The organism is Caballeronia hypogeia (assembly GCF_001544875.2).
Lineage (GTDB): Bacteria > Pseudomonadota > Gammaproteobacteria > Burkholderiales > Burkholderiaceae > Caballeronia > Caballeronia hypogeia.
The window spans coordinates 146,632-159,487 of record NZ_FCOA02000015.1 but is presented as its reverse complement, the minus strand read 5'-3'; the positions used below and the strand labels follow the sequence as shown (position 1 = coordinate 159,487).

9 protein-coding genes are annotated in these 12,856 nt (G+C 68.5%); all 9 read right to left on the bottom strand.

Going from position 1 to position 12,856, the window contains the following annotated elements:
- Genes tssK through tssC form a run of 9 tightly spaced genes read right to left on the bottom strand, consistent with a single transcriptional unit; the run spans position 1 to position 12,855 of the window.
- Positions 1-1,338, bottom strand: a complete 1,338-nt coding sequence (tssK, locus tag AWB79_RS21975) for a type VI secretion system baseplate subunit TssK (protein WP_061169537.1) — start codon at positions 1,336-1,338, stop codon at positions 1-3.
- 21 nt (positions 1,339-1,359) lie between these two features.
- On the bottom strand, positions 1,360-2,790 hold the full coding sequence (gene tagH, locus AWB79_RS21970; protein ID WP_061169536.1) for a type VI secretion system-associated FHA domain protein TagH: 1,431 nt from the start codon (positions 2,788-2,790) through the stop codon (positions 1,360-1,362).
- 20 nt (positions 2,791-2,810) lie between these two features.
- Positions 2,811-4,817 carry a type VI secretion system Vgr family protein gene (locus tag AWB79_RS21965; protein ID WP_061169535.1) on the bottom strand — a complete coding sequence of 669 codons (2,007 nt, stop codon included), beginning with the start codon at positions 4,815-4,817 and terminating at the stop codon, positions 2,811-2,813.
- Between the two features lie 14 nt (positions 4,818-4,831).
- Positions 4,832-5,221, bottom strand: a complete 390-nt coding sequence (locus AWB79_RS21960; protein ID WP_061169534.1) for a DUF4280 domain-containing protein — start codon at positions 5,219-5,221, stop codon at positions 4,832-4,834.
- 10 nt (positions 5,222-5,231) lie between these two features.
- Positions 5,232-7,865: a type VI secretion system ATPase TssH gene (tssH, locus tag AWB79_RS21955; protein ID WP_061169533.1), complete on the bottom strand. Its 2,634-nt coding sequence runs from the start codon at positions 7,863-7,865 to the stop codon at positions 5,232-5,234.
- Positions 7,858-8,892, bottom strand: coding sequence for a type VI secretion system baseplate subunit TssG (gene tssG / locus AWB79_RS21950; RefSeq protein WP_061169532.1), 1,035 nt, complete (start codon positions 8,890-8,892; stop codon positions 7,858-7,860). Before tssG ends, tssH begins: the two co-directional genes overlap by 8 nt.
- A complete protein-coding gene (tssF, locus tag AWB79_RS21945; RefSeq protein ID WP_061169531.1) occupies positions 8,877-10,772 on the bottom strand; it encodes a type VI secretion system baseplate subunit TssF in 1,896 nt (631 codons plus the stop codon). The genes tssG and tssF overlap by 16 nt, the downstream gene beginning before the upstream one ends.
- Positions 10,769-11,311: a type VI secretion system baseplate subunit TssE gene (tssE, locus tag AWB79_RS21940; protein ID WP_061169530.1), complete on the bottom strand. Its 543-nt coding sequence runs from the start codon at positions 11,309-11,311 to the stop codon at positions 10,769-10,771. The genes tssF and tssE overlap by 4 nt, the downstream gene beginning before the upstream one ends.
- Before the next feature lie 41 nt (positions 11,312-11,352).
- Positions 11,353-12,855, bottom strand: a complete 1,503-nt coding sequence (gene tssC / locus AWB79_RS21935; RefSeq protein WP_061169529.1) for a type VI secretion system contractile sheath large subunit — start codon at positions 12,853-12,855, stop codon at positions 11,353-11,355.
- Position 12,856 lies beyond the last annotated feature (1 nt).

Sequence of the window (12,856 nt, the reverse complement as noted above, 5' to 3'; positions counted from 1 at the left end):
TTATGGACGGATCGCCCAGAACTCGAACTCGATGCCTGGAAAATCTCCCGCGACGTGCAGCGCGACGCCCGCCGAAGTCGCGAACTGCCGCCACAGCTCGCCGCCACGGTCCAGCTCGAAATAGGTGAAGCCGGCATGGAACGGCAACTGGCGCGGCGCGACCGGCAGCGCGCGCAGCGCGATGCCCGGCAGCTGGAGATTGACGAGATCGCGGATGCGCTCGACCGGCCCGAGCTTGGCCTGTTGCGGGAAGCCGTTGAGCAGCGCGGCGGGCGCGAGATCGGCCTTCACCGCGAGCACGAAGTTCGCGGAGGCGAACAGCTCGCGGTCCGGCACGATCGCCACGCGCAGGCCGTACTTGCGCTCCTCCAGCGCGATCGGCACGGCGTGCGGGTCCATTACCGAACTCAGCGCGCAGCGCAGCGCGTCGATGAGCGGCGTGAAGGTTTCGTCGAGCCGCTCGTGGCGATAGACCGGAAACGCGGCGGGACGCTTGCCCGGCTGACTGAAAGTCGCGAGCTCGCCCGCAAGCTGCAACACGTGCTGATGCAGATCGTGCGGATGCAGACCCGTGGTCGACGCGATCCCCGCGAACAGCGGTTCCGCCCGGTTGAGCAGCTGCAGCAGGAGGAAGTCGGCGATTTCGGCCGCGCCGGTCGCGGCGGGACGGGCCAGGCGCGCGGCGAGCGCATCGCCGCGCTGATGCATGAGACCCGCGAGCTCGTCGACGAACGCGGTGAGCCGCCGCGACACGCGATAGTCGAGGCAAGGCGGCGCATAGGCGGCATCGAGCACGATGCTGTTGTCCGCCCGCCGCTCGACGATGCGCGCAACCCCCAGCGACGTGTGCGCATGAACCACGTCCCGCTCGAACGCGAGCCGCAGCTGAAGCTTGCCGACCTGCACGAGCGCCGCGCCGTTCGCGCCGTCGTTGCTGTCGAGCACTTCGGTTTCCGCGATGCGGTGACGCGCGAAGCCGTCGCCGGCTTGCACCGCATGCGCGGCTTCCGGCACGCCATGACGCGCGGCGGGCAGCGCGAGCACCACCGTCAGATCGCGTGCGTCCTCGGGAATGGCGAGCGGCAGCGGCAGGTCATCGTCGGCGGGCAGGCGAAACGGGCTGCCGTCGGGCAGCACGCCGGCGCACGCGGTCAGCGCGATGCGGCCGAGCTTCAGTTGCTCGACGTCGATCGCAAGCTCCGAAAAGCCGAATGCGTAGGGACGCAGCGCGGCGCAGCGCGCGTCGATCTGCGCGCGCAGGTAGCGGTCGTGCTGCTGAAGATGCTGCGGCTGCAGCAGCATGCCCTCCGACCAGATCACCTTGTTGTTCCAGGACATCGTCGCCTCGCTTTTCGGTTGCTATCGGATTGAAGGGGCCAGCGGCATCGTGTCGGCGTGGCCGTTCGCCTGCCGCTCGTAGGCGTCGTTGAAGGCGCTGCCGCACAGCGCCCGGAGGTCGTCGGCGCTCGCGCGTTCCAGCTCGGCGTGCAGCGCGACGAGACGGTCCCACTGGCGCGCCTTGCGGCGCGCGGGCAGCCAGTCGAACCAGCCGCGCCGCGTGTCGGCGCGCGCGATCGCCTGCGGGTCGAAGCGGCCGAGCAAATGCTGCATGGCCGCGCGCGTGCCCGCGAGGACCGCGAGCTCGTGGCGGCGGATGTCGTCGAACGCGCCTTCGAGCGCGGCCTGCGCGGGCAGGTAGCCGGCGCTCGCGCCGCGCATCATCTGCGCGAGCGCGCCGTCGCCGTCGGGGAAAAACTTGAGCGGGTTGTTGTCGCGCTGGACCAGCATGGTCGTGTCGAGGCTGATCTCGCGCTTGAGCACCGAGCGCGACAACAGCACGTCCACCACGCCGCGCACCGCCGTGCGCAGCATCGCGCCGGCAAGACGCGCGATCTCGGCGGCATCGCGGGCGCCGAGCGCGGCGGCATCGACGCCCAGGCCGTCGAGCAGCGCCGCGAAGGCCGATTCGGCGCTGGCGTCATTCGCAGCGTCGATGCCCGGCGCTTTCGTGGCGTGGCGGGAAGGCGCGCCGAACGCTTCGCCCGACAGCGCGGCAGCCGGCATCGTGGCGCGCGGCGCGGGCCCGGGAATCGACACGGGCGCGGCGTTTTCGGCAGGCGCGAGGGCGACATCGTCCAGCGGATCGTAGTCGTTCGGAATCCCGCCCGCCGGCGCATGCGCCATCGCGCCGGCAGGCGGCACGTAGGCGAACTGCTCGGGCGGCACGTGATCGCTTTGCGACCCGGCGAACATCGCATGTCCATCGAGCCGGGACGGTACGTCAGACCCATCGCCGAGGGGATCGAAGCGCGGCCCCGGCAGCGGGGCATCCGCGAGCACCGCCGCGTGCGCGAGCGGATCGTGCGCGCTCGCCTGCAACAACGCGCACTCACCCGCGCTTGCGATATCGAGCGGATCGAAACCGCGTCGATCGTGCACGCCGAGCGGCGCTTCGAAGGCGGCGGCGCTTGCGCGCGCCATCGCCCGAACGCCGAGCCGATACGCGCCGATTTCCAGCCAGTCGCCATCGCCCAGGCGCGCGGGCTGACCGCTCGCGAGCGGCCGTCCGTTGTGCCGGCTCGGATTGCTGCCAAGGTCGGCGAGCCGCCAGCCGTCCTCCGCCCATTCGATCCGCGCATGCACGCGCGACACGGACTTCGCCGCATCCGGCAGCACCATCGTGTTGTCGGGGCCGCGCCCGATGGTCCCGCCCGCCGCGCCGAAGCGGCATACGAGCGGCGCATCGGGCGCGTTGCCCTGATACGTGTCGACCGTGAGCGTCAGATACATGGTGACTCCTCCGTGCGCGTTCATTTCGAGCCGTCGTCGGCCTGACGGGGCTCGGTGGGTCCATCGGGCGACGCGCTCGCCGCGCCCGCCCCGCCGCCACCGCCGCCGCAGTTGATCTGCACCACCGCGCCGTCGATCGTCACCCGCCCCGCCGTGCTGATCGCGATGCCGGATGACGAGAGCACGATGGTGTTGCCGCCCGCCTTGAGCGTGAGCACCTCGCCCGCCTCGATGGTGACGTTCGTCCCGCCCTTCACATCGACGTTAACACCCGCCCCCACCGAAATATTCGCCCCGCTCTTGTGTTGCGTATCGCCGCCGACATCGAGCGAATATTTGCCGCCGATGCGCACGCGCTGGCTGCCGCGCACGTTGTCGCTGCGCTCGCCGCCGCAGCGCACAAACTCGTCCTGCTCGACGATTACATGGCGCTCGCCGCCGATGCGCGTCAGCGCGTCGTGCTTCACCCAGGTCTCCAGATCGCGCTCGGCGTGGAAGAACAACTGCTCCGCGCCCTTGGTATCGTCGAAGCGCATTTCGTTGAAACCATTGCCGCCTTTCGTCGAATTGCTCTTGAGCGTGGTGCGCGCCATCTTCCTGGGCAGTTCGCAGGGCGGCGTTTGCGCGGCGTTGTAGACGCTGCCGATCACGAGCGGCTGATCCGGATCGCCCTCGATGAACTGCACCAGCACTTCCTGTCCGATGCGCGGCAGGAAAAACGCGCCATAGCCCTTGCCGGCCCACGGCTGCGCGACGCGCACCCAGCAGCGCAGCAGCGACTCGCGCGACGCCTCCGGTTGGAGCTGCTCCCAATGGAACTGCACCTTGATGCGGCCGTATTTGTCGGTATGAATCTCTTCGCCCTTCGGCCCGACGACCACCGCCGTCTGCGGTCCCGCGACACGCGCGCGCGGCGTGCTGCGCGCGGCGCGAAAACCGGCGTCGCGCGGCAGCGCCCGAAATTGGCAATCGAACACGGGCGGCCTGGCGTGCGCGTCGAGTGTAGAAAGATAGTCATCCGAATTGATCGCGTACTCGGCCGACACGATCAGATGCTCGCGGTTCTGCGACTCCAGCGGATGCCAGATCAGCCGCACGAGGCCGCCGGGCCAGATGGCGCGCGCCGTGGTGCGCGCGTTCACGCGCACGTTCGACGCCTGATGCGCCTCGGCATGCGCGCTCGCCAGACGCTCGGCGTCGGCGTGCTGCGTGTAGCCCGGCGCGTGCTCCTGCATCGCGTAGACGGCCGGGTCGAAGCGCGTAGTGCGCAGCGCGCGCGCGACCAGACCCTGCTGCGCCGACTGCGACGGCTTCTCGAAGTCGTAGTCGTTGATCTCGACGATACCCGCGGCCACTTCGCCGCCCGTGGACCATGCATAGATGCACGCGTGCTCGTGCGGCGCGGCCGGCTGCGGGCGAAACGGCAGCTCGGCGCAATACGGCGTCGGGCCGTGCGCCTGCGACGAATCGGCGAGGATCAGCCGATGCTTGCCGCCCTCATGCGCGATGAAGTAGTAAATGCCTTCGCGCTCCGCGAGCCGGCTCACGAAATCGAAATCCGTCTCGCGATATTGCGCGCAGTGTTCGAGGCTCGGATATGTCGCCGTGCATTTGTTCTCGAAGTCGATGCCATAATCCGCGAACACATGGCCGATGATCGCGGGCACGGTCATCCGGTGAAAGAAGCGGCAGTGCGATGCGCGCGTGAGCAGCCACAGGCGCGGGCGCACCGTCGCGCGATACATCGCCGGGAGATTGGGCTGCGCGCTCGCGGGCCGCGCCAGTTCGAACGCCGTGACGATGCCGTTGTACTCGCGCCTGCCGCCGGACGGAATCTCCAGCGACAGCGAGAAGTTGCTGCCGAGCATCTGCGCGATGTCGAGATTCGAGCGGTCGGCGAGCAGTTCGAGATCCCATTGCGCGAGCCGTCCGAGCTCCTCGCGCCCCCGCATGCGATACAGCACGAGCGCGTTCTCGCCCAGCGCGCAGGTCACCCGCGCGATGCGATTGGTATCGGTGAGCATCATGGCGGGCCTCGTCGTCAGGGAATCTGCGTTTCGCGCGTCGCCGGATTGGCGATCGTCACCACGCCGCCCCAGGTGCAGAGGCAAGTGGACACGTTGTCGAGCGACGGCTGATTGCCGAGCAGCACCGTGAGCGCGCCGGGCGTCCACGGCTCCACGGTCGCGGGCACGCAGGGCGCCGGCGTCGGCGTGCCGAACGCGGCGGCGGTGGCCGCGGCGACCTCCGGATTCGCCTGCGAGGTGCACATGCCGAACGGCATGATGTTCACGAGCGGAACGTGATCCATGATGTTCGCGGCGATCGACCCTTCGCAGCGAACCCGGTTGACGGGCAGGACGACGAGCGTCGACGGCGTCATGCCGAACGAGCATTGCAGCGTCGCGCCCATGCTGACTTGTTGTGGCATGGCTGGCTCCTTAATCGAACGAATAGATGAAGTCGCCGTCACACACGCCGACTTCGACTTTTCCGATGCTGCGGCCATTGACGAGACGGCCGAGGAATTCCGCGCTCACGCGCGGCAGCAAGGTGTTGGTGAGGATCGCGTCGATCATCCGGCCGCCGCTCGCGAGCTCCGTGCAGCGCCGCGCGATCTGGGCGACCACCGCGTCGTCGAAGACGAAGCTCACGCGATGCCGTTCCGCGATGCGCCGCCCGATGCGCGCGAGTTGCAGGCGGATCACGGCGTCGAGCATCGTGTCGTCGAGCGGGTAGTAGGGAATCACCGCGACGCGCCCGAGCAGCGCGGGCGGAAACGCTTCGAGCAAAGGTTCGCGCAGCGCTTGCGCAATCTCTTCCGGCGAGGGCGACGATGAAGACGACGAAGCCGCCCGCCCGCCGCCGCACAGATGCGTGAGGAGTTCGGTGCCGACGTTGGTCGTAAGCAGGATCAGCGTGTTGGAAAAGTCGATCTCGCGGCCCTCGCCGTCTTCCATGCGGCCCTTGTCGAAGACCTGGAAGAAGAGCTTGTGCACGTCCGGATGCGCCTTCTCGAATTCATCGAGCAGCACCACGCTGTACGGACGGCGCCGCACCGCCTCGGTGAGCACGCCGCCTTCGCCATAGCCGACATATCCCGGCGGCGCGCCCTTGAGCAGCGACACCGTATGCGCCTCCTGGTACTCGCTCATGTTCACGGTGATGACGTTGTCCTCGCCGCCATAGAGCGCCTCGGCGAGCGCGAGCGCGGTTTCGGTCTTGCCGACGCCCGAGGTGCCCGCCAGCATGAACACGCCGACCGGCTTGCAGGGATCGTCGAGGCCGGCGCGCGCGGTCTGCACGCGGCGCGCGATCATCTGCATCGCATGGTCCTGCCCGACGATGCGGCGGCTCAGCGTCGCGGCCAGATCGAGCACGCTCGCGGCTTCGTCGCGCACCATGCGGCCGACCGGAATGCCGGTCCAGTCCTGCACCACCGACGCGACCGCATGCGCATCCACGCCCGGCATGATCAGCGGCGCTTCGCCCTGACGTTGCGCGAGCTCATCGGTGAGCGTCTTCAGTTCGGCGAGCGTGTCCGAGGCTTCTGCGCGTTTCTCGATGTCGCGCCGCGCCGCGAGAATCCGCCCGACGAGCACGCGTTCCGCTTCCCAGCGCGCGGTGAGTTCGGCGAGGCGTGCGCGCTCGGCGTCGAGCCGGGCGGCGACATCGGCGGCGCGTTCCTGCGTGTCGATGCCGAGCGCCGCTTCGCGCGCCACGATTTCGCTTTCGGTTTCCCATGTCTCGATGCGCCGCTTCGCGTCGTCGATGGCGGGCGGCAGCGCCTGCTGACTCACCGCGACGCGCGCACAGGCGGTGTCGAGCAGACTCACGGCCTTGTCGGGCAACTGGCGCGCGGGAATGAAGCGATGCGAGAGCTTCACCGCCGCCTCCAGCGCCTCGTCGAGCACCTGCACGCCGTGATGCCGCTCCATCTTGCGCACGAGGCCGCGCATCATCGCGATGGCGTTCGCTTCGGAAGGCTCGGGCACCTTGACGACCTGAAAGCGCCGCGTGAGCGCCGGATCTTTCTCGATGTGCTTCTTGTATTCGACCCACGTCGTCGCGGCGATGGTGCGCAGCGTGCCGCGTGCAAGCGCGGGCTTGAGCAGGTTGGCGGCGTCGCCGGTGCCGGCCGCGCCGCCCGCGCCGACGAGCGTATGCGCCTCGTCGATGAACATGATCACCGGCTTGTCCGACGCCTGCACCGCTTCGATCACCTGCTTCAGCCGGTTCTCGAACTCGCCCTTCACGCTCGCGCCCGCCTGCAGCAGCCCGATATCGAGCGTGCGCACGACGGCGTCGCGCAACGCGGGGGGCACCTCGCCCGCGACGACGCGCTGCGCGAAACCTTCCACCACCGCCGTCTTGCCGACGCCCGCCTCGCCCGTGAGGATCGGGTTGTTCTGGCGGCGGCGCATCAGAATGTCGATGACCTGGCGAATCTCCATGTCGCGCCCGACGATGGGATCGAGCTTGCCCTCGCGCGCCTCGGCGGTGAGATCGACGGTGTATCGGGCGAGCGCGTCATTCTCCGCGAGCGGCGCGGCGTGTCCGGTGGAACCGGCGGGCCCTCCGACAGGCGCGGCCTGCCCTTCGGGCGAGCCGTCGAGCAGCGCGTCGAAGCGAGCGGAGAGCGCATCGAAACTGATCTTTTCGAACTGGCGCGAGAGCGCGTAAAGCGCATTGCGCAGGTTCGGCGTGCGCAGCATGCCGACCACGAGATGCCCCGTGCGCACCTTCACGGCGTCGAACATCAGCGAGCCTGCGACCCAGCCGCGCTCGACGGCTTCGTCGACTTGCGCGGAGATGTCGGAGACGGCCGTCGCGCCGCGCGGCAGGCGGTCGAGCGCGGCGGTCAGATCGCGTTCGAGCGCGGCCTCGTCCAGCTCGAAATGACGCACGAGGCGGCGCAGGTCCGAATCCGCCGCGAGCAGGATCTGATGCATCCAGTGCGCCAGTTCGACATACGGATTGCCGCGCAGCTTGCAGAACGCCGCGCCGTTTTCGATCGCGCGATAAGCAAGCGGGTCGAGCTTGCCGAAGAGCGCCATGCGGCTGATTTCAGTCATGAGGAGTCTCCTTGCGATGGCTCGCTCCCGCCTGCCCGGCGATCACGACCCGATGGTTGTCATGGACCGGCGCACCGCTCGTGAGCCAGGTGTTCCAGCCGAGGCGTGCGCCGTTTGCCGTGCTGCCTTGCAAACGCAGCGGGGGCACTTCATCGCGCTTCAGATGCAGCGCGACGTCCCAGTCGAGCGGATCGCGCACGTAGTTGCGGACCCAGTCGGCGAGCTTCGCAAGGCTCTTCCCGCCCGGCAGGAAGCGCGCGAAATCGGCATGGCGAAGCGGCCCGATCACGATCCGGAACTTGTGCTGGCAGTCCCACACCCGCGTGCCGACGACCGTCGATACGCCGAGTTGCGCGCCGCCCAGACGCGTGCAGGCCTCGTCCGGCAGCGCGATCCAGTGGCCGCGCCATTGCTCGATCGACACGTTCACGCCGAAGAAGCGCGCGAGGATCAGCCGCAGCCCGTCGGCATGGCGCGTCGGCGCGGCGAGCAGGCCCGCGAAGTGCCGCTTGGCGGAATCGGGCACGGCGTCGCGACCGGCGAGCGCCGGCGCGCCCAGGCCGAACAGGCTGCCGACGTAATCCGCGAAGCGATCCTCGCGCGGCCGGTCGGCGCTCACGACCGGCTGGGCATCGGCCCATGCGCGATAGAAGAGCGACAGCATCCGGTGATGGAACATGTCGAGAAAGCGCGCGAGCGTAGGATCGTTCGCGTTGCGGGCGCGCTCGCGCACATAGGCGGTCAGATGCGTCGGCAGCGGGCCATTCGGTCCGAGCAGGCCGAGAAAATTCACCGCGAGCCGGCCGGGCTGCCCGTCCTCGCCCGGAACGTAGTCGCCGAGCGTCGTCGGATGGAAGATCAGCTCCGGGTCCTGCGAGAGGCGCACGGCGTCGTCGCGCGCGGAAAGCGACCGGCCGAGCCGCGGGCGCTCCGCATGCGCCTGCTCGATCAGCCGCAGCGCCTGAAAGAAGTCGAAGCGTCGGGCGTCGCGCGCGAGCACGCCGTCGATGGTCAGAGCGTCGCGCATCGTCCGGTCCTCGCTGGCCAGTGCATGAGCGGACCACGCGCGAGCGACGCGACGTGGGTCTCGGTGAACGAATTGATCGACACGTACTGGGCGAAGAACCGCGCGAGCACCGCGCCGAGCAGGAACGCGCTCGCGCCCTCGAACGCGGCGTCGTCGAAGCGCAGCGTGATCGCGAGGCCGCGACCGAAGACGATCGGCCCGGGCGTCGGCAGGCGCCGCACGACCGGCTCGCAGGACACCGAGCGCAGCCCTTCCACCTGCCGGTGCGCTGCGGCGTCGTCGGCCGGACAGTAGATCGCGAGCAGCTCGCGCAGCGCGCAGGCGCCTTCCTGTGCGTTCGTATCGACGAGCGACGCGTAGTTGAGCGAAAGATGATCGAGCAGCCGCCATGCCGCCGGCCCCTCAGCGAACGATGGCAGCGGCCGGCTCGGGCCCGCGACGCAGCGCACCGCGGTGACGGGCGCTTCGGCATCGAGCGTGAAGTCGGTCGAGCCCGCGCCGATGGGCATCGACAGCGGCAAATCGCGATTCGTGCACCACGCGCTGATGCCGAGCTGACGCACTTCTGCGCCCTGCGGCGCGTTATGCGCATCGACCAGCGCGATGAAGGCTTCGCTGCCGAGGTAACTGCTGCGCGCGCCGTTCTGCTGCTGCCGCACCGACGCGCGTCGCGCCTCGCGACGCAGTTGATAGAACGCGCCGCCCTCGCCCGGCATGTCCAGATCCTTCGCGCAGTGGAACGGCCGGTATTGCATCTGCGCGTCCGCGCCCGAGCCGTAGCCGGTGACTTCGTCGATCTGATGGATCTCGTAGTCCATCGGACGCGTGCGATCGACGACGACGTGATACTCGAACTCCGTGTCCGACAGCGCGACGCGGTCGGTGCGGCGGCGAAACAGGTTGATGGCGGGCGTGCAGTCGAGCGCGAAGTTCGACGCATCGACGGCGCGTTCGAGCGACGCGTCGGCCTGATCGAGCAGGATCACGATCTCCGCTTCCTGGCCGCGGCAATGACGCAGCGCGCCGCGCAGTCCGGCCACTTCGACGAACATGAAGCGCGGCGCGAAGGCGAAATACTCCTGCAGCAGCCGGTAGCCATCGAAAGATTGCTGGCCGACCGGCAGAAGCGCCTCGTCTTCGGCGAAGCCGAGCGGCCGCAGCGCGGTCTTCGGCAGCACGGCGAGCGTGGTTGCGGCGCTCGCGCCGTTGCCCGGCTGCATCACCGCGACGCCGACGCAATGGGCGAGCAGACGCTCGTGGAGGCGCGCGGGCAGGCCGTCCGGGCCGCGCAGATAGAACGCGAGACGATCGAGCGAAAGACGGTCGAAGCCGAGCGCGCCGGTCGCGCGCAGCCGCAGGCGCAATCCCGCCCTGACGCCCTCGGGCAACCCCGGCGACGAGGCGCTGAGGGAACTCGCATGCGTGAAGAACTTCGCCTGCGCGATCTCGACCGGCCACAGCGTCAGCGCATGCGCGGTGCGGTATTCGCAGCGCGTCGACGCGGACTTGTCGAGCATGCCGCGCAGCGCCGTGTGTCGCGGCACGACGATGCCGTCGGCGCTCGCGGCGAGTTGCGGGTTCGCGTGATCCGCCTGAAGCTGGACGACCGTCATCGAAGGCGTCGGCGCCAGATAGTGCGGATAAGCCAGTTCCAGCAGATGCTGCGTGAAGCGCGGGAATTCGGCATCGAGCTTCATCTGCACGCGCGCGGCGAGAAAGCTGAAGCCTTCCAGCAAACGCTCGACATACGGGTCCGCGCATTCGACGCCGTCCAGCGCGAGCCGCCCGGCGATCTTCGGAAACGCGGCGGCGAATTCGCCGCCCATCTCCCGCACGTGCTGCAGCTCCTGGCTGTAGTACCTGAGGAACGCGGGGTTCATGCGTACTGCTCCCCGGCCGATGATCCGGCGCGAACGGTCGATGCGTCGGCGACCCGCACCTCGCACGCCTCGAGATCCAGTTCCGTGCGCAGGAACAGCCGCTCGGGATACGGCTGCGACCACATGTCGGCCTCGATCTCGAAACGGATCACGTGGCCGCGCGTCTTTTCCCGCGAATCGCCGATCGCCGTCACGCGCACCGATTCGCGCGCGAGCCGCGGCTCGAAGGCCCACAGCGCGTCACGGATCAGGCGCTCCAGCGTGCCCGCCGTGAGCGCGGCGACGTCGCGCCCCGCGAGATCCGGCAAACCGTAGTTCAGCACGGAGGTCGCGACGTGCGGCAGGTCGGCCGCGTCCGCGCCCTCCCCGAGACCGCTCGCGTTCAGGAGCCAGCCGATATCCCGCTGCACGCTGTCGCGCAGCGCACGCGCCGAGATCACGCGACGCTCGCGGGATTCATGACGCACGTGCGGTTCGAAATCGGAAAGGCGATCCAGCAACGACGGCTGCAAGCGGTCCCGGGCGGAAGATTCGGACATGAGCGGCTCCTTTCAGAACGAATACGCGGATACGACGAAGCTCAGGCGGCCTTCGCCGTCGGCAGCTTCGACACGAGCCGCAGCGACACCGTGAGACCTTCGAGCTGGTAATGCGGGCGCAGGAAGAACTTCGAGGTGTAGTAGCCCGGATTGCCCGGCACTTCCTCCACGATGACCTGTGCGTCGGCGAGCGGCTTGCGCGCCTTGGTGTCGTCGGAAGAGTGCGTCGGATCGCCGTCGACGTACTGGAGAATCCAGTTCTGCAGCCAGCGCTCCATGTCGTCGCGCTCCCTGAACGAGCCCAGCTTGTCGCGCACGATGCACTTAAGGTAGTGCGCGAAGCGGCAGCACGCGAACAGATACGGCAATCGCGCGGCGAGGTTCGCGTTGGCGGTGGCGTCCGGGTCTTCGTATTCGGCCGGCTTGTGCAGCGACTGCGCGCCGATGAACGCCGCGAAGTCGGAGTTCTTCTTGTGCACGAGCGGCATGAAGCCGTTCTTCGCGAGTTCGGCCTCGCGCCGGTCGCTGATCGCGATCTCGGTCGGGCATTTCATGTCGATGCCGCCGTCGTCGGTCGGGAACGCGTGCACCGGCAATCCCTCGACCGCGCCGCCCGACTCCACGCCACGGATGCGCGAGCACCAGCCGGACATCCTGAACGAGCGCGTGATGTTCGCCGCCATCGCATACGATGCGTTCGCCCACGCGTATTTGCTGCTGTTCGCGCCGGCCGTGTCTTCCTCGAAGTCGAACGCCTCGACCGGATCGGTCTTTGCGCCGTAGGGTGCGCGCGCGAGAAAACGCGGCATCGCGAGACCGACGTAACGCGAGTCTTCCGAATCACGCAGCGAGCGCCACGCGGCATGCTCGGGCGTCTGAAAGATCTTGGTCAGGTCGCGCGGATTGGCGAGCTCTTGCCACGATTCCATCAAAAGCGCGGCCGGGTCCGCGCCCGCGATGAACGGCGCGTGCGCCGCCGCCGCGATCTTCGCGATCTGCGTGAGCAGGTCCACATCGGGACCGCTGTGATCGAAGTAATAATCGGCGACGAGCGCGCCGTAGGGTTCACCGCCGAACTGGCCGTACTCTTCCTCGTAGAGCTTCTTGAAGAGCGGGCTCTGATCCCACGCGACGCCGCGATACTTCTTCAGCGTCTTGTGCAGTTCGGTCTTCGAGATGTTGAGCACGCGGATCTTGAGCGACTCGTCGGTCTCCGTGCTGTTGACCAGGTAATGCAGGCCGCGCCACGCGCTCTCGACCTTCTGAAAAGGCTCGCTGTGCAGGATCTGGTTGATCTGTCCGGTGAGCGCCTGATCGATCTGCGCGATGAGCGCTTCGATGGTCGCGAGGACATCGCCGGAAATCACGCCGGTTTCGCGCAATGCCTGCTCGGCGAGCGTGCGCACGGCATTCTCGACAGCGTCGCGGGCGCGATCGGACTTCGGCTTGAATTCCTTTTGCAGCAGCGCGGAGAAATCGTCGAGTTCGGGCGCCGCTTCCATCACGGCCGCGCGGGTCTCTTGCTGGAGGCTGAGATCGTTCATC

What these genes read in the sequence shown, in the direction of transcription:
- tssK (WP_061169537.1), bottom strand. Translation starts at nt 1,338, where the DNA reads ATGTCCTGGAACAACAAGGTGATCTGGTCGGAGGGCATGCTGCTGCAG.
- tagH (WP_061169536.1), bottom strand. Translation starts at nt 2,790, where the DNA reads ATGTATCTGACGCTCACGGTCGACACGTATCAGGGCAACGCGCCCGAT.
- AWB79_RS21965 (WP_061169535.1), bottom strand. Translation starts at nt 4,817, where the DNA reads ATGATGCTCACCGATACCAATCGCATCGCGCGGGTGACCTGCGCGCTG.
- AWB79_RS21960 (WP_061169534.1), bottom strand. Translation starts at nt 5,221, where the DNA reads ATGCCACAACAAGTCAGCATGGGCGCGACGCTGCAATGCTCGTTCGGC.
- tssH (WP_061169533.1), bottom strand. Translation starts at nt 7,865, where the DNA reads ATGACTGAAATCAGCCGCATGGCGCTCTTCGGCAAGCTCGACCCGCTT.
- tssG (WP_061169532.1), bottom strand. Translation starts at nt 8,892, where the DNA reads ATGCGCGACGCTCTGACCATCGACGGCGTGCTCGCGCGCGACGCCCGA.
- tssF (WP_061169531.1), bottom strand. Translation starts at nt 10,772, where the DNA reads ATGAACCCCGCGTTCCTCAGGTACTACAGCCAGGAGCTGCAGCACGTG.
- tssE (WP_061169530.1), bottom strand. Translation starts at nt 11,311, where the DNA reads ATGTCCGAATCTTCCGCCCGGGACCGCTTGCAGCCGTCGTTGCTGGAT.
- tssC (WP_061169529.1), bottom strand. Translation starts at nt 12,855, where the DNA reads ATGAACGATCTCAGCCTCCAGCAAGAGACCCGCGCGGCCGTGATGGAA.